Genomic DNA, 21,926 nt, shown 5'->3' on the forward strand with positions numbered 1-21,926 from the left:
CCCGTCTCGATGCGAAAGGGTGGGTTCACCCGGCAGCTCTATTCGTCGCCGTCCTCGCCGCTCTCGCCGCTCTCGGCGTACGCCGTCTCGGAGACGACGTCCACCGAGGCGACCTCGTCGTCGGGTTCGAGGTCCATCACGATGACGCCCATCGTGTTCCGGCTCACCGTCGAGATCTCCTCGACGCGAGTCCGCATGATCTGTCCGTCCGCGCTCATCGCGATCAGGTGGTCCCCGTGGGTCACCGCCTCGATGGCGACGACCTCGCCGTTGCGGTCGCCGGTCTTGATGTCGACGAGCCCCATCCCGTTTCGGGACTGCGGCCGATACTCCGAGAGGTCCGACCGTTTCCCGTAGCCGTTCTCGGTCACCGTCAACACCCAGTTGTGGTAGTCGGCGTCGACCGCGGCCACGCCGGCGACACGGTCGCCCTCCCGGAGGTCGATCCCGATCACGCCGCGGGCCGTCCGACCCATGGCTCTGACGTCGTCCTCGTCGAACCGGATCGCCATCCCGTCGCGGCTCCCGATGACGATGTGGGTTCCGCCGTCCGTCACCTCGACGTCGACGAGTTCGTCGCCGTCCTCCAGGCGGATCGCCCGGATCCCGGTCGACCGGATGTTGTCGAACTCGTCGACGGCGGTTCGTTTGATGTACCCGTCCCGGGTGACCATCGTGAGGAACTCGTCGTCGTCGAGGTCGTCCGTGTTCACGACCGCCTCGATCTCCTCGCCGTCGTCGAGGTCGAGCAGGTTCACGGCGGACTTCCCGCGGGCGGTCCGGGACATCTCCGGGATCTCGTAGGTCTTCAGCCGGTAGATCTGTCCGTGATTGGTGAACACGAGCAGGTAGTCGTGGGAGTTGGCCGCGAACACCGAGGAGACCCGGTCGCCCTCCTTGAGGTCCGCCCCGATGATCCCCTTGCCGCCCCGGTTCTGTGCCCGGAAGGTCTCGAGCGGCATCCGCTTGATGTAGTCGTCCTCGCTCATGACGACGATACACTCCGCTTCGGGGATCAGGTCCTCGTGGGTGACCGACCCCGTGTCCTCGATGAAGCTCGTCCGGCGTTCGTCGCCGTACTCCGCCTTCATCTCCTCCAGCTCCTCGACGATGACCGAATCGAGCTCGTCGGGGTCGTCGAGGATCGTCTCCAGCCGTTCGATCCGGGTCGTGACCTCCTCGTACTCCGATTCGATCTCCTGCGTCTCCAGGGAGGTGAGCGACCCGAGCTGCATCCGAACGATGTGTTCGGCCTGCGGCTCCGTGAACTCGAAGTTCGCCTCCAGCGCCGTCCTCGCGGCGTCACGGTCGTCGGAGTTCTGGATCGTCTCGACCACGTCGTCGACGTTCTCGAGCGCCTTCAACCGTCCCTCGAGGATGTGCGCGCGGTCCTCCCGCTCTGCGAGTTCGTGGTTCGACCGTCGGCGGACCACGTCGCGGCGGTGCTCGACGTAGTGTTCGAGCGTCTCCTTCAGGTCGAGCACCTGCGGCGAGCCGTCGACCAACGCGAGGTTGATCACGCCGAAGGTCCGTTCGAGGTGGCTCTCCAGCAGCTGGTTCTTCACGACCTCCGCCATCGCGTCGCGTTTGAGCTCGACGACGACGCGGATCCCGTCGCGGTCGGACTCGTCGCGGAGGTCGCGGATCCCCTCGATGGCCCCCTCGTTGACGTCCTCCGCGATCCGCTCGACGAGCCGGGACTTGTTCTGCTGGAAGGGGAGCTCCGTGATCACGATCCGGCCCTCCTCCTCGTCGACCTCGAACTCGGCGCGGACTCGGATCCGACCGCGACCCGTCTTGTACGCCTTGTGGACCGCGTTGCGTCCGACGATGTTCGCGCCGGTCGGAAAGTCGGGCCCCTTCACGTGTTCCATCAGGTCCTCGACGGTGGCGTGAGGGTTCTCGATCAGTTCGACGGTCGCGTCCACCACCTCGCCGAGGTTGTGCGGCGGGACGTTCGTCGACATCCCGACGGCGATGCCCGACGAGCCGTTGACGAGCAGATGCGGCACCGCCGAGGGCAACACCGACGGCTCCTCGAGGCGGTCGTCGTAGTTGGACGTGAAATCGACCGTGTCGCGCTCGATGTCGGCGAGCAGCTCCTCGGCGATGGGCGCCATCCGCGCCTCCGTGTACCGCATCGCCGCGGGCGGGTCGCCGTCGACTGAACCGAAGTTCCCCTGGCCGTCGACGAGGGGATACCGCATCGAGAAGTCCTGGGCCATCCGCGCGAGCGTGTCGTAGATGGCGCTGTCGCCGTGCGGATGGTAATCACCCATCGTCTCTCCGACGATGGAGGAGGACTTGCGGTGTGCGGAGTTGCTCGTCACGCCCGCCTCGTGCATCGCGTAGAGGATACGCCGATGGACGGGTTTGAGCCCGTCGCGAACGTCGGGGAGCGCGCGACCCGCGATGACCGACATCGCGTAGTCGATGTACGACTGCTCCATCTCGTCCTCGATGCGCGCGTTCGTCACCTGTGCGGCGCGGACGTCGTTCGGGTCGACGTCGGGGACGTCCGAGCTCATATGTCCACCCACTCCGCCTCGGTCGCGTGCTCCTTGATGAACTGCTTGCGCGGTTCGACCGCGTCACCCATCAACACGTTGAACATCCGGTCGGCGGCGGCCGCGTCGTCGATCGTGATGCGCTTGAGTCGGCGGTTCTCCGGGTCCATCGTCGTGTCCCACAGCTGCTCGGGGTTCATCTCGCCGAGCCCCTTGAACCGCTGGACCTGCGTCGGGTTCCCGTCGCACTCCTCCTCGACGATACGGTCGCGTTCGGCCTCCGTCATCGCGTCGTACGTCTCGCCGCGGTACCGGACCCGGTACAGCGGGGGTTGCGCCGCGTAGACGTAACCCGCCTCCAAGAGCGGCTTCATGTGTCGGTAGAGCAGGGTGAGAAGGAGGGTCCGGATGTGGGCTCCGTCGACGTCCGCGTCCGTCATGAGAATTATCTTGTTGTATCGGACGTCCTCGAGATCGAACTCCTCGCCGATCCCAGCGCCGATTGCGGTGATCAGCGCGCGGATCTCGTCGTTCTCGAGGATGCGGTCGAGCCGGTGTTTCTCGACGTTGAGGATCTTCCCCTTGAGCGGGAGGATCGCCTGGTTCTCGCGGTTCCGGCCCTGTTTGGCGCTTCCGCCGGCGCTGTCGCCCTCCACCACGAACAGCTCCGCCTCGGTCGGGTCCCGGGTCTGACAGTCCGCGAGCTTGCCGGGCAGGGCCGTCGACTCGAGCGCCGACTTCCGACGCGTCAGCTCCTCGGCCTTCTTCGCGGCCTTTCGGGCCCGGGCGGCCTCCGCGGCCTTGTGGACGATCTTCCGGGCGGTGTCGGGGTTCTCCTCGAGGAACGTGCCGAGCTTCCCGTGGGTCGCGGACTCGACGACGCCGCGGACCTCGCTGTTGCCGAGTTTCGTCTTCGTCTGTCCCTCGAACTGCGGGTCGGGGTGTTTGATCGAGATGACGGCGGTGAGCCCCTCGCGGACGTCCTCGCCCTTGAGGTTGGCGTCGAGGTCGTCGACGAGGCCGTGTTCGTTCGCGTAGTCGTTGACGACGCGGGTGAGCGCCGTCTTGAATCCCGTGAGGTGGGTGCCGCCCTCGCGGGTGTTGATGTTGTTCGCGAACGCGTGGACGGAGCCCTGAAGCTCCTCGGTCGCCTGCATCGCGACCTCGACGTGGATGCCGTCCTCCTCGTCCTCGAAGTAGATCACGTCGTCGTGGATCGGCGTGCGCGTCTCGTTGAGGTAGCCGACGAACTCGCGGATCCCGCCGTCGTACCGGAACGTCTCGCGGGTCCCGTCGCGGTCGTCCGAGAGCGTGATCGCCACGCCGGAGTTGAGGAAGGCGAGTTCGCGGAGCCGACTGGAGAGCGTCGAGAACTCGAAGCCGGTCGTCTCGAAGACGTCGTCGTCGGGCCAAAAGCGGATGTGCGTCCCGGTCCCCTCGTCGGGGTCGAGATCGCGGACGCGCTCGAACCCGTCCGGGGCGGGTTCGCCCCGTTCGAACTCGTGGCGGTAGACGCCGCCGTCGCGTTTCACCTCGACCTCCAGGCGCTCGGAGAGCGCGTTGACGACGCTGACGCCGACGCCGTGGAGACCGCCCGACACCTGATAGGACTTCGAGTCGAACTTCCCGCCCGCGTGGAGGACGGTCATGATGACCTCCAGCGCCGGCCGGTCGTACTTCTCGTGGGTGTCGACGGGGATCCCACGTCCGTCGTCACGGACGCTCACGGAGTCGTCCTCGTGGATCGTGACGTCGATCTCCTCGCAGTACCCCGCGAGCGCCTCGTCGATGGCGTTGTCGACGACCTCGTAGACGAGATGGTGGAGCCCGCGTCCGTCCGTGGACCCGATGTACATCGCCGGACGCTTGCGGACGGCCTGAAGCCCCTCGAGGACCTGTATCTGGCCGGCTCCGTATTCGGTCTCCTCTGGCATAGAACTTGACGTGGATAGTCCGTGATGGGTTATAAACCCGGCGCACGCGCGCGGGCGTGAGCGAAGGAGTCGATGAAGTCCCGAGCGATGCCGTCGTGAGACGATGGGGTGCCGTCGTGAGACCGTTCGCGTCGTGAGGACGTTCCGTCTCGAACGTCCCGTCTCGAGCGTCGCGAGAGCGTTCGACGCCGGTCGCGCTGGAATCGAGGCCGAGGTGGCGGTTTTATCTCACCTTCGTCGGTAGACCCTTCCATGACGACGCTGCCGACCGTGATCGGCATCGCCGGCGCGACCGGACTCGTGACCGGCCTCGGGGCGCTTCCGGTGTTCGTCCGGGGCCGCGTGAGCCACCGGACGTACGACGCCGCCCTCGGTCTGGCCGCGGGGTTGATGGTCGCCGCCAGCGTGTTCGGGCTGATCCTCCCCGGAACCGAGGAGGGAAGCCTCGAGGCGGTGCTCTTCGGCCTCCTCGTGGGCGGGATCGGACTGCTCGCGGGAAACCGGCTCATCCCGCACCTCCACGCTCGCTATCGCGGGTGGCGCGCGGAGGGTGGCGCGACCCGTGCGGACGCCGCGGGAATGGCAAGGGAGGAGACGGCGGGAGCCGACGGCTCCGACGACTCGGGCGGGGACGACGGGAGGGCCGCGGTCCTCGATGCCGCGCTCCGCCGGGCGCTGCTCGTCGGCGGCGCGATCACCCTCCACAACGCGCCGGAGGGACTCGCCATCGGCGTGGCGTTCGCCTCCGGGCTCGAGGAGGTCGCGCTGGTGCTGGCTGTCGTGATCGGGCTCCAGAACGTCCCCGACGGCTTCGCGTTCGCGATCCCGATGGCCGACACCGGGATGGGGAACCTCCGCGTGCTGGCGTACACGGCGCTCTCGGGGACGATACCGCAGGTGCTCGCCGCGACGGTCGGCTTCTCGCTCGTCTCGCTGTCGACCGGGCTCTTCCCCGTCGCCGCCGGGTTCGCCGCGGGCGCGATGCTCGCGGTCGTCTTCCGCGAGATGATCCCCTCCTCGCACGGTCACGGTCACTCCGACGCCGCGACCGCGGCCTTCCTCGTCGGCTTCGTCCTGTTGGTCGTCGTCGACGCCGTCGTAGTGGTGTAACAGGTACGACCGCCACGTCCGCACCTCACCCCTCTCCAACACCTCACCCCTCCCCAGCCTCGCACCGACCGCGCCGCCGGATCCGCGCGGCGGCGCGGTCGTCGCTCCCTCGCGCGCGGCGAGGACTCCCGGCGGTCGTCCTCGCGTCACGCGCGCCGGAACGGACATCGTTCCGGTCCCGACTCCCGTCTCGATCCCGACTCGCTACTCGTTCCGCGGGCTGCTCGGGTGGTACTCGGTGTCATACTGGCCGGGACTCGCGTCGACGCGGTCGGGGTTGATCCGGCCGGCGAGCAGCATGAAGTCGAGGACCGTACAGTACAGCATCGCCTCCACGACGGGGACCGCACGCGGCGGGAGGACGGGATCGTGCCGTCCGACGACCTGTATCTCCTTCTCCTCGCCCGTCTCCCAGTCCGCGGAGCGCTGTTTCTTGGGGATCGAGGTGGGCGCGTGCCACGTCGCCTCGCCGTAGATCGGCTCGCCGGTCGTGATCCCGCCCTGGAGCCCGCCGTGGTCGTTGCCCACGGGAACCGGGTCACCCTCGTCGCTCTCGACGTGATCGAACGACTCGCCGTCGTCGAACGTCCAGTCCTCGTTGCGGTCGCTGCCGGCGACGTCGACCGCGCCCTTCCCGAGACCGAACTCGACGGCGGTGGTCGCGGGGATGGAGAACATCGCTTGCCCGAGCCGCGAGGGAAAGCCGTCGAATCGTGGCGCGCCCAGCCCGCGCGGGACGCCCCGGCACTCGAAGTAGATGGAGCCGCCGATGGAGTCGCCCTCCTCCTGGTACCGTTCGATCAGCTCCTGCATCTCCGCGGCCGCCTCGGGGTCGGCACACCGCACGTCGTTCTCCTCGCTGTGCTCCAGGATCTGCTCGAAGCCCACGTCGTCGGCCTCGACGTCGCCGATGCGGTTGACGTGGGCTTTGATCTCCACGCCGTAGTCGGAGGCGTCGAGCACCTGTTCCGCGACCGCGCCGGCGGCGACCCAGTTCACGGTCTCCCGCGCGGAGGATCGCCCGCCGCCGCCCCAGTTGCGCGTGCCGAACTTCGCGGAGTAGGTGTAATCGCCGTGTGATGGTCGCGGCGCGGTGACGTACGGCTCGTACTTGCCCGAGCGCGCGTCCTTGTTCTGGATGGTCATCCCGATCGGCGTGCCGGTGGTGTAACCGTCCTGGACGCCGGAGTTGACGACGACCTCGTCGGGCTCGCCCCGCGAGGTGGTGATCATCGACTGACCCGGCTTGCGTCGGTCGAGCTGCGCCTGGATCGCGCCCTCGTCCAGCTCGACCCCCGCGGGTACGCCGGAGACGGTCACGCCCATCGCGTCGCCGTGGCTCTCGCCGTAGGTGGTCACCTGAAAGAGGCGACCGAACCGGTTCCCGTTCATACTCGTTCGTGAACCCGGGGGCATATAGGGGTTGCAATCCGCGAACGCGTCGGACGACCGACCCGGTCGAACTGACTCCGTCGAACCGACGCCGGTTTATCGATCGCGCCTCTGGATCGCGTCATGCGCGAGCGACTCACGTCCGATCTCGGCGTCTACGCGCTCTCGGGACTCTTCTCGTTCGTCGTCTTCCTCGTCGCGCTCACCGTCCTCTCCGCGACGCTCCCGGGCGGCCTCGATGCCCGACGCACCGCCGGGCTCGTCGTCGGGTACCTGCTCTTCCTGTCGGCGTACACCGCGGCGTGGTACATCTACACCGAGATCGACGCCCGAGAGAACGTGTGACCGCGTCCGGTGAACCCGTGATCGCCACGCTTTATTAAGCCGACCGAGTACCGGCGACATGGACCAGTTGCGGCAGTCGCTCCTCGACGCGCCGATCATCGAGAAAGGCGAGTACCAGTACTTCGTCCACCCGATCAGCGACGGCGTCCCCATGCTCGAACCGGAGCTGCTTCGGGAGATCGTCATCCGGATCATCCGGAAGGCGGAGCTGGAGAACGTCGACAAGATCGTCACCCCCGCCGCGATGGGGATCCACATCTCCACCGCCCTCTCGCTCATGACCGACATCCCGCTCGTCGTCATCCGCAAGCGCCAGTACGGTCTCGACGGCGAGGTCCCGCTGTTCCAGGAGACGGGCTACTCCGAGTCGGAGATGTACATCAACGACGTCGAACAGGGCGACCGCGTGCTCGTGCTCGACGACGTGCTCTCGACGGGCGGCACGATGAAGGCGATCCTCGACGCGCTTACCGACGAGGTCGGTGCCGACGTGGTCGACGTCGTCGCCGTCATCAAGAAGGCGGGCGAGAACGAGCTCGACGGCACCGACTACGACGTGAAGACGCTCATCAACGTCACCGTCGAGGACGGCGAGGTCGTTATCGTCGACGCCCAGGGCGACGAGTAGCAGTTCGCGTCCGGGGATCGTACGGACTCCGTGGGTTCCATTCCGACGTACCGACTACCCACGTACCGACCACCGACCACCGACGGCCGATGGTTCTCGGCACGTCGATCCATCGTCCGCTCCGATGAGGGTGGGTCTCAGTCCGTCAGCTCCTCGATCAGCGTGTCGAGTTCGTAGGTCGCGGGGGCGCGTGACTCGTCGCGCAGCGTCGATATCGTGAACGTCGAGTTGGTGCGCTCGACGCCCTCGATCGCCTCGAACTCGCTGATGAGCCGTTCGACGGTGTCCGACGAGGAGAGCCTCGCGATGACGACGAAGTCGGTCTCGCCCATGGTGAAGAACGCCTCCGTGACGCCCTCGATGTCGAGGAGTCGCTCGGCGAACTCCTCGTGGGAACACTCGTAATCGGCGAGCACCTCGACGAGGACGGTGACGCCGAGTCCGAGCGCCTCGTGATCGAAGTCGTAGAGGTCGTTCTCGATCACGCCGGAGTCCCGGAGATTGTTCAATCGGTAGTGAATGGTCGACACCGGAATCTCCGTCTCCTCGTGAAGTGCCTCCGGACTCCCGGTCCCGAGGTCCGCGATCGCCTTCAACAGCCGCACGTCGCGCTCGTCCATGTCTCCGGGTTCACGTTACGGATCCGTATATATTCCGACCGACATACTCGGAGTCGACTCCAACATCGGTCGATCGATCCGGACGGATATTGAACGAACATCATATGCGTAATTCATAATCCAAAATTTCTAGTTTGCTTAGAGATTAGTTTAAATACATCCAGAAATACCGTTACTGTATTCAATGTACACGAGAGATCTCCTTTCGTCTCCCACCGGTGCCGTCGGCGCGTTCCTGCTGCTCGCGGCGCTGTGGGGCAGTTCGTTCGTCGCGATCGAGGCCGGGTTGGCGTACTTCCCGCCGCTGCTCTTCGCGGGCGTTCGGTACGCGCTCGCCGGGGTCGCCGTGTTGGCGTACGCGACCGTCGTCTCCGACCGCTGGATCCCCCGCGGTCGCGACGAGTGGCTCGCCGTCGGCGTCGCCGGCACCCTCGTGATCGCGGCGTACCACGGGCTCCTGTACGTGGGCGAACTCCACGTCTCGGGCGCGATCGCCGCCGTGATCGTCAGCCTCTCGCCGGTGTTGACCGCCGCGTTCGCCGCGCTCCTGTTGCCGAACGAGCGGCTCGGACCGCTCGAGATCGGCGGATTCGCCCTCGGCGTGGTCGGCGTCGCCGTGATCGCCGACCCCGGCGGGGCGGGACTCGCGGCCGGAGGCCACGGTACCCGCTTCGGCGTCCTCGCTCCGGAGCTTCTGGGGGTCGCGTTGGTGTTCCTCTCCGCGGTCTCCTTCTCGGTCGGGGCCGTCCTCCTGCGTCCGCTCCGAACCGACCTCCCGATCGCCGCCCTCCAGGGGTGGGCGATGGTGGTCGGTGCGGGACTGCTCTTCGGCGGGGCGGCCGTCACGGGCGAGTCGCCCGCCTCGATCGTGTGGAACGCGACCTCGATCGTGTCGTTGACGTACCTCACCGTCCTCTCCGGGATCGTCGGGTTCCTCCTCTACTTCGCGCTCCTGGACGCCGTCGGCCCGACGCAGCTCCACCTCGTGAGCTACGTCGAGCCGGTCGTCGCCGCCGTCGGGAGCTGGATCGTGCTCGGTCACCTGATCGGCGGGGAGGCGATCCTCGGATTCGTCGCCATCCTCGCCGGCTTCGCGGCGCTGGAACGCCGGGAGATCGCCGCCTACGTCGCGAGCCACCACGGGCTCGGTTCGTAGCGGGGACGCCCACCCCCCGGAACGCCCTTACCGACGGGGTACGCACGGATCGACGTGACCGCACTCGACACGCTTCGCCGACCCGAACACACCGGCGAGAACCGTTGTTGGCCGTGTACCGTCGTCAACCTCGTGATCGTCGTCGTCGTCGCCGCGCTCGCGGGTGTCGCGTTCGCCCCGCTCGGTCCGCTCGTCCTGCTCGCCGGGGGCTCGCTCGTCTACCTTCGCGGGTACGTCGTCCCCGGGACGCCGCGGTTCGCGCCGCGTCTCGTCGAGCCGCTCCCGTTCGATATCGGCCCGGAGAAGCCCGACCGCGTCGAGAGCGGCTCGATCGCCGACGGCGTCTCCCGCGAAACGACCGATGACGACGAGCTCGTCCGCGAAACGGCCGCCGACGGGTCCGGTGAACGCGTCGACGAAGCCGGTGAATACGTCGATCCCGGGTCCGACTACCTCGATGCCGGCTCCGACGACGCCGCCGATCCCGAGGCGCTACTCGCGGCGCTTCTGGAGGCCGGCGTCCTCGTCGAGGCCGGCGAGGACCTCCGGTTGGCCGACGACTACCGCGAGGCCTTCGAGGAACGAATGGCCGACCTGCGGGACCTCCCGGAGTCCGCGCTGGCCGACCGGGCGGCCGCGGCCGCCGGCGACGACCTCGACGGGGAGGTTCACGGGGAGCGGATCCGGATCGCGGGGGACCACCCCGTCTGGCTCTCGCGGCCGGTGGCGATCGCCGAGACCGCGGCGGCGGAGACGCTCGCCGCGTTCGACGTCCCGTCGGGAATAGGCGCGGCCGCCGCTCGACCGCTCCGGACCTTCGTCCGGACGTGTCCGGTCTGTGGCGGCGACGTCGCCGAGACGGTCCGACGGAACTGCTGTGGCGGCCCTGGTGGCGTCCAGCGCGACCCGGACCTGCCGGTGTTGGCCTGTGAGGAGTGTTCGGCGCTGGTCTTCGAGTTCGACCCGGAGTAGCCGGCCGGTCTTTGGAGCGGTTCGGGGAGTTCGCGGCTTATTCCGGGAGTTCGCCGGTGACCCCGGCACGGAGGTCGCGTCCGAAGTAGTGTCCGACGAGCCCGCAGAGGAGTCCCACGCCGCCGCCGACCGCGAGCAGCGGGAGCCCCCACTGACCGAGGTAGTCGATCCCGATCGGGAGGAACCCGACGCCGAGCACGCTCGAGACGGCCGTTCCGGCACCCACGAGCGCCCCGGCGAGGCCCGTCTCGACGTAGTTGGGCGAAGCGAAGACCAGGCCGACGAGGAACGTCCCGAGCAGCACGCCAGCCACGCCGCCGATCGCTCCGCCGACGAGCGGGATCATGCCGGCGAGAACGGTTCCGAGGACGACGGCGAGCACGGCGACTCCGAACGTCTTGAGCGAGAACCAGCGACCGTCGACGCCGATCCGACCCGAACCGGCAGCGGATCGAGTCGCCGCCGAACCGGAGGACGCCTCCGACGTGGCGTCGGTGTCGACGCCGCCGGACTCCCCGCCCCCCGCGAGGTCGTCGTCGAGGAGGTCGTCGAGGTCGTCGAGCGGGTCACCGTCCTCGGCATCCCGAGCCTCCCCGGCATCCCGCTCCTTGGAGGGTTGCATACCTCCGAGTCCCGTCCGTGAGGACTTGTGTCTTGTGCCGACCGGGAACGAACCGTCGAGGATGGGCACGAAACGGTCGTTTTCGAGGGTTCCGTGTCGGGGATCGTCCCGGACCGACGGGTGGTTCGGGACGATCGCCGTCCGTCAGTTCACCGGAAACGCGGTGTGTCCCGGAGAGACGCCGGTTCGGACCGGATCGCCGGTTCCTCTCCCGACGTCACGGGCCCCTCGCGTACTCCGCCGCCGCCGCCACGAGTCGATCGAACGCCCCGCTCGCCGAGTGGCGGTGCGCGTAGGTCCCGACGGTCCGGTGGGCGACGAGCCCGTCCCGGTCGCCGTCGATCCCCTCCCCGCGTTCGACCTCGAAGGCGAACCGGGCGTCGGCGTCGGGCGTCGTTTCGGGATGACCTCCGCCCCCGTTCCCGAGCGCGTGACTGGAGTAGTGGAACTCGTGGCCGCGGTGGCGCTCGCCGGCCGCGGCGGTGACGCCGTCGGCGGTCGCACGCAACTCGACGTGGTCGAGCGCGCGGTACCGGTCGTGCATCCGGACGCCGCCCGGGAGGATCCCCGCCATGCGGTGCGTCTCCCCGTCGACGGTCGTCAGCGACGCCGACAGCGCCATCAACCCGCCGCACTCGCCGAGCACCGGGAGGCCGTCCGCGGCCCGGTCCGCGAGCGTCGACAGCGCCGGCGACGACGAGAGCGCGGCGGCGTGGTTCTCGGGGTAGCCGCCGGGGAGGTAGACGGCGTCACAGTCGGGGAGGTCGTCGCCGGCGACCGGGGCGAACGGCTCGACGGTCGCCAGCTCGCGGAGCCGCTCCCAGGTGGCCGGGTAGACGAACCGGAACGCGTCGTCGGCGGCGACCGCGACGGTCGGGCGGTCGCCGTCGCTCCCGCCGGTTTCGGAGCCCGGACGACCGCCTTCGTTCCTCGGCTTCGGGCGTGCGACCGCCTCGGCGACCCGCGCGACCGCCTCGCCGTCGATCGTCTCCGCGGCCTCCGCGATCGCGGCCTCGGGGACCGGCGTCTCGTCGCCCATCTCCAATCCGAGGTGTCGGTCCGGGACCGTCAGCCCCTCCGCCGGCGGGACGTGTCCCAGCCAGACGATCCCGTCGGGGAGCGCCTCGCGGATCCCGTCGGCGTGGCGGCCAGTGTGGGCCTTCTGGGCGACCACGCCGACCACGTCGACGCGGGGGTCGTCGACGCTCTCCCGGACGTCCGCCGGCAGGTCGGCGTGCGCCGCGTACTCGCGGAACCCGAGCGCGGTCGCGCCGACGCTCTGCATGCCCGCGCCCGCGTCGACGACGAGGACGACCGGGACGTCGAGCGCCGCCGCGGTCGCCGCCGTCGACGTGGCCGAGCCGTCGTACAACCCCATCATCCCCTCGACGACCGCGACGCCGTCAGGATCCTCGTCGGGATCGGCGGCCGGGGGCTCCCGATTCGTTCCCTCGCCCGCCCGGTGGAGGTTTCGCCGGACACCCTCGACCCCCTGCATCCAGGTGTCGAGCGTCCGGGAGGGGCGGTCGAGCGTGGCGGCGTGGTGGCTCGGGTCGATGTAGTCGGGCCCCGCCTTCGCCGGGATCGGGTCGTAGCCGGCGTCGGCGAGCGCCCGCGAGACGGCGAGCGCCGCGACGGTCTTCCCGACGCCCGAGGCGGTCCCGCCGAGGACGAGTCCGTGCATGTGACCCGATAGCGACCACCCGGAGAAAAGCGATCCGTCCGGCCGGCACGGTCGACTCGGAACGGCTTTCCGGACCCCGCGGCATGTGGGATGCATGGACACGCGTCGCGCGCTCCTCTCCGCGCTCGAGTCGGGACCGGTGTCGGGGCCAGCGCTCGCGGACGAGCTCGGCGTCTCTCGCGCGGCCGTCTGGAAGGCGGTCGAGGGGCTCCGTGAGGAGGGATTCGCGGTCGAATCCGCCGCCGACGGCTACGTCGCGCCGGCCGATCCCGCGTACTGTGCGGCGGGCATCGAGTTCGGACTCGACGCGCCCTACGTCGTCGAGTATCACGAGCGCCTTCCCTCGACGAACGACCGAGCGCGGACGCTGGCGGCGGACGGCGGGACCGACGTCGCCGTCGTGGCGGACGAACAGACCGGCGGGCGCGGGCGGTTGGACCGCGAGTGGGTCGCGCCGAGCGGCGGCGTCTGGGTCTCGGTCCTGACCCGCCCCGCCGTGGCTCCGGCCCGCGCTCCGCTTTTCACGCTCGCGGCCGCGGTGGCCGTCGCCGACGCCTGCCGGGAGGCCGGCGTCGACGCGACGATCAAGTGGCCGAACGACGTGCTCGTGGCGGGATCCGACCGCGGAAACCGAAACGACGGTGACGGTCGCGGCGGCCACAAACTCGCCGGGATCCTCACCGAGATGGAGGGCGAGGCCGACCGCGTCTCCTGGCTCGTCGTCGGGGTCGGCGTCAACGCGAACCTCGACCCGGAGACGCTGCCGGCCGGCGCGACCTCGTTGCGGGCCGAACGCGGCGAGGACGTCGACCGCCGCCGGTTCCTGGCTCGACTCCTCGAGCGATACGCCGAGTTGGCCGCCGATCCCGACGCGGTCCTCCCGGCGTGGCGGGAACGAGCGAACACGCTCGGACGGCGAGTGCGCGTCGAGACGCCGGGAGGAATCGTCACCGGGAGGGCGGTCGACGTCGAGCCGCCCGGCGCGCTCGTCGTCGAGACCGACGAGGGGCGAACGCGGGTCCACGCCGGCGACTGCGAGCACCTGCGGGACGCGGACGCCCGGTAGCCGGATCGCCCTTCGCCGACTCGCCTTTCGCCGGATCACTCTTCACCGACTCGCTCAGCCGTCCTCGCCCGTCCCCGTCGCCTCCGTCTCCTCGCCCAGCCGGACCGTCAACACCGGAACCGGAGAGCGGCGCACGACGCGCTCGGCGACGCTCCCGAGCAGCAGCCGGTCGATCCCGCCGCGACCGTGCGTACCCATCACGATCAGGTCGCAGCCGGCGTCGGTCGCGTGTCGAACGATCTCACGTCCCGGCGACCCCTCCACGACGCTCGTCTCGACGGCGACGTCGGTCCCCTCCGCCAGCGCCGCGACCTGGGCGACCGCCTCGTCGGCGTCCTCTCGGAGCATCTCGTCTATCCCCGTCCAGGTGGCCTCCATGCCGGTCCCGGCGTAACTCGCCGTGTCGACCACGTACAGCGCGTGGACCGCCGCGTCGTGGACCGCCGCGAGAGCGAGCGCGTGTTCGACGGCGCGTTTCCCCTTCGGAGAGCCGTCGGTCGGAACCAGGATCCGGTCGTACAAGGCCATGTTATCATGACCCATGCGCCCGGAGGATATATATCTCCCCGTGATCCCGCGGATGCAATCGAGTACGTCGAGTCGGCGGGCTCATCCCCCGCTCGGCAGCGTCACGACGACCTCGTTGCCGCCGTCCTCGCGGACCCGGAAGTCGATGGTTCCGTCGGCGTTCTCGACGATCCATCGCGCCATCCACAGCCCGAGTCCGGAGCTGTGGTTCAGCTGGTCGATGGGGCGCGTTCCCGTGAGGACCTCACGCTCGTCGACCGGGATCGCCGGACACCGGTCGAGCACGCGGAGGACCGCCTCGTCCCCGCCGTTCTCCAGGACCACCTCGACGCGGGGGTCCGCCCGCTCCGCGTGGACGACCGCGTTCTCGACCAGCTCGACGAGGACCCGTCCCACGTCGTCGGTCACGACCGCGGACACTCGTTCCTCGACGTCCGCGCGGATCGTCGCCGCCCCGTGTTCCTCGTCGAGGGCGGCGACTTCTCGACCCACGATCCACGAGAGGTCACGCGACTCGGTCTCGTTCGGCCCCGTGAGGACGTCGACGACGGCCTGCTGTTTGTCGATCTTGCCGCACAACCCGTCGGCGATCCGTCGAACCCGATCGAGCACCTCGTCGTCCGTTTCGTCGCCGGAGACGTCACCCTCCCGCAGCACGTCGAGCCACCCGGTGATGGCGTTGAGGTCGTTTCGCATCGTGTGTCGGACGAGGTGATTCACCGTCTCGAGTTGGCGCTCACGGTGCTTCTGGGCGGTTATCTCCTGTGCGACGCCGACGAGGCCGATCACTCGGCCGTCGTCGTCGCGGAGGGGAACCTTCGAGGTGAGAAACCAGCGGTCGCTGGTCGGGTAGTGTTCCTCCTTCTCGAGGATCGGATCGCCCGTTCGAAGCACCGAGAGGTCGTCCAGATACGGCTCCCTGCCCTCCTCGACGGGGACGACGCCGTCGACGTCGCGTTGCCCGAGGTACTCGTCGCTGAACCGGTGTATCCGTCGGCCGACGCTCGCCTCGCTCACCATCACGTTTCGGGCCTCCTGGTCCTTCACGAACATGTGAAGCGGTATCTCGGTGAACAGCTGGTCGAGAACCCGACGTTTCCACTCGTCGACGCCGTCGAGATCCCCCTCGGCGAGTTCGTCGTCGAGATCCCCCTCGGCGAGCCGCCGATCGAAGTCCGGCTCTATCCGCGGGGACCGCGGAGGGATCGTCCGCCTGACCGCGCGGTCGATCCGCTCGGCGACGTCGGCGGCATCCGCCTCCGGTCGTATCGACACGACCGCGTCGAAGGGGAACTCCACCGCCTCGACGGGAACCGACCCGTCCTCGACGGGGACGACGAGCACGATCGGCGGTGAATCGACGCGTTCCGTGAGCGCGTCGAGGAGATCCACGGCGGTCCCGTCTGACAGCTCGAAGGACGCCACGAGACAGTCGACCGTCGAGATCCCGCGAGCCTCGAGCGCCGCGATCGACGAGAGTGTCTCGACGTTGCCGACCGAGAGTTCGCCGGCCGACGGCCACGCACGATCGAACCCACCCGTGGCACCCGCGGAACCCGGGAGGTACGCGACCTCGATCGGAGAATCGGCCGACGGGCCCGTGGAGGGATCGCTCATGCTGTCAACTCGTACGATGATCGGCGTAGAACGGCATAAAACGCCCGCATACGTCGGTTCGGATCCCCTTCTCGCCACTATCTTTAATTGATCGCGGAGTAACATTCTAATCGATCATGAAGAAACTCATCAACGATCCCGACGACGTGGTCGACGAGATGCTCGACGGAATGACCGCGGCGTATCCCGACGAGCTCCGCAGGCTCCCGGACACGCAGGTACTCGTCCGGGAGGACGCGCCGATCGACGGGAAGGTCGGGATCGTCACCGGCGGCGGAAGCGGCCACGAACCCACCCACGCGGGCTACATCGGCGACGGCATGCTCGACGGGGCGGCCGCGGGCGGTGTCTTCTCCTCGCCGACCGCCGACGAGTTCGAGGAACTGATCGCCGCCTGCGACGGCGACGCGGGAGTCCTCTGTGTCATCAAGAACTACGAGGGCGACGTGATGAACTTCGAGACGGCCATCGAACTCGCCGAGATGGAGGGTGCGACGATCGAGAGCGTCGTCGTCGACGACGACGTGGCCGTCGAGGACTCGCTTTACACCTCCGGCCGCCGCGGCGTCTGTGGGACGATCCTCGTCCACAAGGCGGCCGGCGCGAAGGCCGCGGCGGGTGCGGACCTCCCGGAGGTCAAGCGGGTCGCGGAGAAGACCGTCGACAACGTCGCCACGATGGGAATGGCGCTCACCTCGTGTGTCACCCCCGAGAAGGGCGAGCCGACCTTCGACCTCGGCGACGACGAGATCGAACTCGGGATCGGGATCCACGGCGAGCCGGGGACCGAGCGGACCGACGTGATGTCGGCCGACGAGGTGACCGAGGAGCTGACCGAGTCGGTCCTCGCGGACCTCGAACTCGACCCGGGCCGGGAGGTCGTCACCATCGTCAACGGTATGGGCGGAACGCCGCAGATGGAGCTGTTCGTCGTCAACCGCCGGCTCCAGGAACTGCTCGGCGAACGCGACCTCTCGGTCCACGACGCGTGGGTCGGCGACTACATGACCTCGCTGGACATGGCCGGCGTCTCGATCACCGTGTGTGCCGTCGACGACGAGCTGAAGGAGCTGTTCGACGCGCCGACCGACACCCCCGCGCTCACCGTCCGATGAGCGGGAACGACGAGCACGGAGACGACGAACACGACGCCGGCGAGGCCGTGGTCGCGGCCGTCGAGGCCGTCGCCGAACGGATCGAGGCGGAACGCGATCACCTGACCGACCTCGACTCGGCCATCGGCGACGCGGACCACGGCGGCAACATGGCCCGCGGGTGGGCGAAGGCCGCGGGCGCCGCGGGCGACCTCGAGGATCCGGACCCCGAGGCGGTCGCGAAGACGGTCGGCAAGACGCTCATGTCCGAGGTCGGCGGCGCGTCCGGACCGCTCTTCGGCGGCTCGCTCGTGTTCGCTGGCGCGGAACTCGCCGACGGGGTCACCGCCGAGACCGCGGTCGCGTTCGCGGAGACGTACCTCGAGAAGGTCGAGGACCGCGGCGACGCCCGGATCGGCGACGGGACGATGGTCGACGCGCTGACGCCGGCGGTCCACACGTTCAAGAAGTCGATCGAGGTAGACGACCTCGAGCCGCTGGAGGCGCTCGCGAAGGCCGTCGACGCGGCCGAGCGCGGCGTCGCGTTCACGGTCCCGATCCGGGCGCGGAAGGGCCGCGCCTCGTACCTCGGGTGGCGGTCGGTCGGCCACCAGGACCCGGGCGCGACGAGCACGCTGTTCATCCTGGAGGAGGTTCTCGAGGTCGCGGCCGACCGGCTCGACGCCGAGGTGCCCGAGACGGACGCGACCTCGCCGACGATCCCGGACGACGCGGAGTCGGAGCCGGGCTCGGACGACGCGACCCCGGAGGGAGCGGAGTGACGGTCGGACTCGTCGTGGTCTCACACAGCGCTCGGGCCGCCGAGGGGATAGTCGAGATCGCGGCCGAGATGGCGGGCGAGACTCGGATCGAGGCGGTCGGCGGCGACGGACGGGGCGGGATCGGGACCGTCCCGGACGACATCGAGGACGCCCTCGCCGCCGTCGGCGACGACGGAGGCGACTCGAGTGCGGACGACGGCGTCGTCGTCCTCGTCGACCTCGGGAGCGCGGTGATGAACGCCGAGGTCGCCATCGAGCTCTCGGACGTCGACGCGGTCATCGCGGACGCGCCCGTCCTCGAGGGCGCGGTCAACGCCGCGGTCGCCGCCACCGACCCGAGCACCACGCTCGAGTCGGTCCGCGAGCAGGCCGAGGCGGCGAGCGAGATCTCGAAGGTCTGAGACCCCGCGGACCGGATGGCGGACGGACTGGACGGTAACCGAACCGGACGCGTCAGCCGTCGAGACCCAGCACGTCCCGGACTTCGACACGCGTCTCGCACGCGAGCACTTCGTCGGCCAGTTCGCTTGCCTCCGCCGAGTCGACCGCTCGAACCCGTTCTTTGACGGCCGGGACGGTCACCGCGCTCATGCTGAGTTCGTCGAGCCCGAGGCCGACCAACAGCTCGGTCAACTCGGGGTCGCCCGCCATCTCGCCGCACATGCCGACCCAGGCGTCGGTCCCCTCCGCCCCCGTCGTCGTCCGGCCGATCGCCCGCAACACCGCCGGATGGAGCGGGTCGTGGTAGTCGGCGACCGCGTCGTTCTCGCGGTCGGCGGCCATCACGTACCCGGCGAGGTCGTTCGTTCCAACGCTCAGGAAGTCGAGCCGGGCGGCGAGCGCGTCCGCGAGGAACGACGCGGCCGGCGTCTCGACCATCGCGCCGAGGTCCGGGATCGCGTGCTCCGTCCCCTCGGCCGCGAGATCGGCCGCCACCGACTCGACCCGGTCGAGCGCGGCGTCGACCTCCTCGACTCGCGAGACCATCGGGAACATGACCGCGAGGTCGCCGCCGTCGCGGTCGCTATCGCCGTCGCGGTCGTCGCCGCCGATGCCGCCAGCATCGCTACCGCCGGCGTGTGCGGCCGCCCGCAACAGCGCTCGGAGGTGCGTCTCGAAGAGGTCGGCGTGTTCCTCGAGCGACAGCCGGATCCCCCGCCGGCCCAGGAACGGGTTGGGCTCCTCCGGGAGGTCGAGATACGGGACCCGCTTGTCGCCGCCGACGTCGAGGGTCCGCACGACGACCCGGTCGTCGGGAAACGCCTCGAGCGCCGCGACGACCGCCTCGTACTGCTCCTCCTCGCTCGGCGGCGACTCGCGGTCGAGAAAGAGGAACTCGCTCCGGAACAGGCCGATCCCGTCCGCGCCGCGGTCGACCGCGGGCGACACCTCCGCCCCGCTCCCGACGTTCGCCGCGACCTCGATCGCCAGACCGTCCGCGGTCGAGACCGACTCGGTGACGACCGGCACGTCGTTCCCGCCGAGCGCCGCCGCCCGGCGATCCTCGTCGGGGCCGACGACGACCTCGCCCGCCTCGCCGTCGACGAGGACCTCGGCCCCGTCCGGGACCTCGCCGAGCGCGTCGCCGACGCCGACGACCGCCGGGATCGACAGCGACCGCGCGATGATCGCCGCGTGGGAGGTCCGCCCGCCGCCGACCGTCGCGATCCCCGCGACCGCCGCCGGGTCCAACTCGGCCGTGTCGCTCGGAGTCAGCCGCTCGGCCAACAGGACCGTGCCCGCCGGGAGCGTCGAGAGGTCGGTCGGCGTCGGGGCGTCGAGGAGCGCGCGCAACAACCGGTCCCGGACGTCCCGGAGGTCGTCGGCGCGCTCGGCCATCCGCCCGTCCATCCCCTCGAACTGCTCGATCGCCGCCTCGAAGCGGTCGTGAACCGCGTGTTCGGCGGGGGTTCCGTCGTCGATGGCCGACTCGACGTCGTCGACGATCCCCGGATCGTCGAGGAACGCCTCGTGGGCGTCGAAGACGGCCGCCTCCTCGTCGCCGTCGCGCACTTCGGCCCGGTCGCGTGCCAGTCGGATCGCCTCGCGGGCCTCCTCCCGGGCGGCCTCGAACCGCTCGCGCTCGACCTCGGGAGCGACCGTCGAGGGGTCCGGCCGGTCCGGCAGCGTCAGGTCCGCCCCTGGCCGGTACCACCGCGCGGTCCCGACTCCGGTGCGGGGAGTGCTCCCGATCCCCGTCAGCGTCGTCGACCCGGTCACGTCGGGTCGCCCTCGGTACGTTCCTCCCCAGTCGAGTCCTCGACCGGGCTCGTCAGCAGGTCCTCGATCGCGTCGAGCGCCGCCTCGGCGTCCGGCCCGTCGGCAACGATCCTGACCGACTCGCCGTGTCCGACGTTGAGTCCGGTCACCGCGAGCATGCTGTCGGCGCGGACCGATCCGTCGTCGCCGTCGGCGGCGCGGCCGACCGAGACGTCCGCGTCGAATCGGTTGACCGTCTTGACGAGCTTCGAGGCCGGTCTCGCGTGTAACCCCGCCTCCGGCACCACCTCGACGATCCGTTCCATACCCTCCGTTCCGACGCGACGGGTATTATACTCTCGTCCGAGCGCGTCCGGCGTCGTCCGTCGGTTCCCAGCGGTGCTCGTCGGGTTCGCCCGCGATCCCGATCGAGTTCGCTCGCGGTTCCCGGATGGAACCGCCGGATCTCGGGGGACTTTCCTCTCCGGCCGTCTGTCGGTACCATGAGCGACACACGGAGCGGAAACGACCGGTACGACGCGATCGTCGTCGGGGTCGGCGGCGTCGGCAGCGCGACGGTCTACGAGCTGGCGCGGCGCGGCCTCGACGTGCTCGGGATCGAGCGGTACGACGTTCCCCACGCGATGGGCTCCTCCCACGGCAGCACCCGGATCATCCGGAAGGCCCAACAGGAGGGTCCGGAGTACGTTCCGCTTGTCGAGCGCGCCTACGAGCGCTGGCGCGACCTGGAGGAGCGGACCGGCCGCGACCTCCTGACCGTCACCGGGTCCGTCCACGCGGGCGCGCCGGGCACAGACGTGGTCGCGAACGCCCGCGAGGCGTGTGCGGCCCACGACATCGACTACGAGGACCTCTCCGGCGACGAGGTCAACGAGCGGTTCCCCGGCTACGACCTGCCGAGCGACTTCGAGGCGGTCTTCCAGCCCGAGGGCGGGTACCTCGACTGCGAGCGCTGCGTGAGCGCCCACGTCGAGGCCGCCCACGGAGAGGGCGCGACGGTCCGCGCCCGTGAGCGGGCCATCGACTGGTCGGAGACGGGCGACGGCGTCCGGGTCCGCACGGACGAGGGACGCTACGAGGCGGACGAGCTCGTCGTGACGGCGGGGCCGTGGACTGCGGAGCTGTTGCCCGAGGTCGCCGACGACGCGGTCCCGGTCCGCGCGCTCATGGCCTGGCTCCAGCCGGCGGACCCGGAGCTGTTCTCCCCCGACCGGTTCCCCGTCTTCGTGCTCCGGGGCGAGGACGGCGGCGGCTACGGCTTCCCGGTCCACGACGTGCCGGGGTTCAAGTTCGGCTACTCCGGCGACCAGCGGGAGGTCGTCGATCCCGACCGGATGGATCGGGAACCGACCGCGGCCGAGGAGGAGCTTCACCGCCGCTTCGCGGAGGAGTTCTTCCCGAAGGGGGCCGGCCCCACGCTGGCGTTGCGGACCTGTATCCAGTCGTACTCCTCGGACGAGGACTTCGTGCTCGGGCGCGTGCCGGGATACGACTCGGTCACCGTCGGCACCGGGTTCACCGGTCACGGGTTCAAGTTCGCGAGCGCCACCGGGGAGGTCCTGGCCGACTTCGCGACCGAGGGCGAGACCGACCTCGACGTCTCGGCGCACTCGATCGACCGGCTCTGACGGCGACCGTCGCGACCGTCG

Annotated in this window: 20 protein-coding genes; 10 read left to right on the forward strand and 10 right to left on the reverse strand. The window is 69.7% G+C overall.

The window, feature by feature from the left end:
• Nucleotides 1–38: 38 nt before the first annotated feature.
• Nucleotides 39–2,528 carry a DNA gyrase subunit A gene (gyrA, locus tag OKW78_RS03290; RefSeq protein ID WP_281193876.1) on the reverse strand — a complete coding sequence of 830 codons (2,490 nt, stop codon included), beginning with the start codon at nt 2,526–2,528 and terminating at the stop codon, nt 39–41.
• Nucleotides 2,525–4,441, reverse strand: a complete 1,917-nt coding sequence (gene gyrB / locus OKW78_RS03295) for a DNA topoisomerase (ATP-hydrolyzing) subunit B (RefSeq protein WP_281193877.1) — start codon at nt 4,439–4,441, stop codon at nt 2,525–2,527. The genes gyrA and gyrB overlap by 4 nt, the downstream gene beginning before the upstream one ends.
• 252 nt (nt 4,442–4,693) lie before the next feature.
• Here gyrB and OKW78_RS03300 point away from each other — a divergent pair, with 252 nt between their 5' ends.
• Entirely contained in the window at nt 4,694–5,551 is an 858-nt protein-coding gene (locus tag OKW78_RS03300) for a ZIP family metal transporter (protein ID WP_281193878.1), read from the forward strand.
• 204 nt (nt 5,552–5,755) lie between these two features.
• Here the strand turns inward: OKW78_RS03300 and aroC are convergent, their stop codons facing one another.
• Entirely contained in the window at nt 5,756–6,943 is a 1,188-nt protein-coding gene (gene aroC, locus OKW78_RS03305; RefSeq protein WP_281193879.1) for a chorismate synthase, read from the reverse strand.
• Between the two features lie 123 nt (nt 6,944–7,066).
• On the opposite strand from aroC, the gene OKW78_RS03310 reads away from it, so the two are divergent.
• Complete coding sequence (locus tag OKW78_RS03310) at nt 7,067–7,288, forward strand: hypothetical protein (protein WP_281193880.1); 222 nt, start codon at nt 7,067–7,069, stop codon at nt 7,286–7,288.
• A gap of 58 nt (nt 7,289–7,346) precedes the next feature.
• On the forward strand, nt 7,347–7,916 hold the full coding sequence (gene hpt, locus OKW78_RS03315; protein ID WP_281193881.1) for a hypoxanthine/guanine phosphoribosyltransferase: 570 nt from the start codon (nt 7,347–7,349) through the stop codon (nt 7,914–7,916).
• Nucleotides 7,917–8,053: 137 nt separating this feature from the next.
• Here the strand turns inward: hpt and OKW78_RS03320 are convergent, their stop codons facing one another.
• Complete coding sequence (locus OKW78_RS03320) at nt 8,054–8,536, reverse strand: Lrp/AsnC family transcriptional regulator (protein WP_281193882.1); 483 nt, start codon at nt 8,534–8,536, stop codon at nt 8,054–8,056.
• A gap of 184 nt (nt 8,537–8,720) precedes the next feature.
• On the opposite strand from OKW78_RS03320, the gene OKW78_RS03325 reads away from it, so the two are divergent.
• Together OKW78_RS03325 and OKW78_RS03330 are read left to right on the forward strand one after the other, a co-directional pair.
• The gene (locus tag OKW78_RS03325; protein ID WP_281193883.1) at nt 8,721–9,692 is read left to right on the forward strand and encodes a DMT family transporter; all 972 of its coding nucleotides are present in this window, start codon (nt 8,721–8,723) and stop codon (nt 9,690–9,692) included.
• A gap of 54 nt (nt 9,693–9,746) precedes the next feature.
• A complete protein-coding gene (locus OKW78_RS03330) occupies nt 9,747–10,664 on the forward strand; it encodes a hypothetical protein (RefSeq protein ID WP_281193884.1) in 918 nt (305 codons plus the stop codon).
• Nucleotides 10,665–10,701: 37 nt separating this feature from the next.
• On the opposite strand, the gene OKW78_RS03335 is transcribed toward OKW78_RS03330, so the two are convergent.
• Both OKW78_RS03335 and OKW78_RS03340 read right to left on the reverse strand, forming a co-directional pair.
• Nucleotides 10,702–11,286 (reverse strand): hypothetical protein, encoded by a 585-nt coding sequence (locus OKW78_RS03335; RefSeq protein WP_281193885.1) that lies wholly within the window; start codon nt 11,284–11,286, stop codon nt 10,702–10,704.
• A 217-nt stretch (nt 11,287–11,503) separates the two neighbouring features.
• The gene (locus OKW78_RS03340; RefSeq protein ID WP_281193886.1) at nt 11,504–12,970 is read right to left on the reverse strand and encodes a cobyrinate a,c-diamide synthase; all 1,467 of its coding nucleotides are present in this window, start codon (nt 12,968–12,970) and stop codon (nt 11,504–11,506) included.
• A 94-nt stretch (nt 12,971–13,064) separates the two neighbouring features.
• Here OKW78_RS03340 and OKW78_RS03345 point away from each other — a divergent pair, with 94 nt between their 5' ends.
• Nucleotides 13,065–14,036 carry a biotin--[acetyl-CoA-carboxylase] ligase gene (locus OKW78_RS03345; RefSeq protein WP_281193887.1) on the forward strand — a complete coding sequence of 324 codons (972 nt, stop codon included), beginning with the start codon at nt 13,065–13,067 and terminating at the stop codon, nt 14,034–14,036.
• A 54-nt stretch (nt 14,037–14,090) separates the two neighbouring features.
• On the opposite strand, the gene OKW78_RS03350 is transcribed toward OKW78_RS03345, so the two are convergent.
• Nucleotides 14,091–14,564: a universal stress protein gene (locus tag OKW78_RS03350; RefSeq protein WP_281193888.1), complete on the reverse strand. Its 474-nt coding sequence runs from the start codon at nt 14,562–14,564 to the stop codon at nt 14,091–14,093.
• Nucleotides 14,565–14,645: 81 nt separating this feature from the next.
• Nucleotides 14,646–16,181 (reverse strand): ATP-binding protein, encoded by a 1,536-nt coding sequence (locus OKW78_RS03355; RefSeq protein ID WP_281193889.1) that lies wholly within the window; start codon nt 16,179–16,181, stop codon nt 14,646–14,648.
• A 116-nt stretch (nt 16,182–16,297) separates the two neighbouring features.
• On the opposite strand from OKW78_RS03355, the gene dhaK reads away from it, so the two are divergent.
• The 3 genes from dhaK to OKW78_RS03370 are packed head-to-tail and all read left to right on the forward strand — an operon-like array spanning nt 16,298 to nt 18,458.
• Nucleotides 16,298–17,296, forward strand: a complete 999-nt coding sequence (gene dhaK / locus OKW78_RS03360) for a dihydroxyacetone kinase subunit DhaK (RefSeq protein ID WP_281193890.1) — start codon at nt 16,298–16,300, stop codon at nt 17,294–17,296.
• Nucleotides 17,293–18,057: a dihydroxyacetone kinase subunit DhaL gene (gene dhaL / locus OKW78_RS03365; protein WP_281193891.1), complete on the forward strand. Its 765-nt coding sequence runs from the start codon at nt 17,293–17,295 to the stop codon at nt 18,055–18,057. The genes dhaK and dhaL overlap by 4 nt, the downstream gene beginning before the upstream one ends.
• Entirely contained in the window at nt 18,054–18,458 is a 405-nt protein-coding gene (locus OKW78_RS03370) for a PTS mannose transporter subunit IID (RefSeq protein ID WP_281193892.1), read from the forward strand. Before dhaL ends, OKW78_RS03370 begins: the two co-directional genes overlap by 4 nt.
• Nucleotides 18,459–18,510: 52 nt before the next feature.
• Here the strand turns inward: OKW78_RS03370 and OKW78_RS03375 are convergent, their stop codons facing one another.
• The gene (locus OKW78_RS03375) at nt 18,511–20,277 is read right to left on the reverse strand and encodes a putative PEP-binding protein (protein ID WP_281193893.1); all 1,767 of its coding nucleotides are present in this window, start codon (nt 20,275–20,277) and stop codon (nt 18,511–18,513) included.
• Entirely contained in the window at nt 20,274–20,582 is a 309-nt protein-coding gene (locus OKW78_RS03380) for an HPr family phosphocarrier protein (RefSeq protein ID WP_281193894.1), read from the reverse strand. The genes OKW78_RS03375 and OKW78_RS03380 overlap by 4 nt, the downstream gene beginning before the upstream one ends.
• A gap of 177 nt (nt 20,583–20,759) precedes the next feature.
• On the opposite strand from OKW78_RS03380, the gene solA reads away from it, so the two are divergent.
• Nucleotides 20,760–21,905, forward strand: coding sequence for an N-methyl-L-tryptophan oxidase (gene solA / locus OKW78_RS03385; protein ID WP_281193895.1), 1,146 nt, complete (start codon nt 20,760–20,762; stop codon nt 21,903–21,905).
• Nucleotides 21,906–21,926: the final 21 nt, after the last annotated feature.

The organism is Halorubrum sp. F4 (assembly GCF_027257195.1).
In the GTDB taxonomy this organism is placed as follows: Archaea; Halobacteriota; Halobacteria; order Halobacteriales; family Haloferacaceae; genus Halorubrum.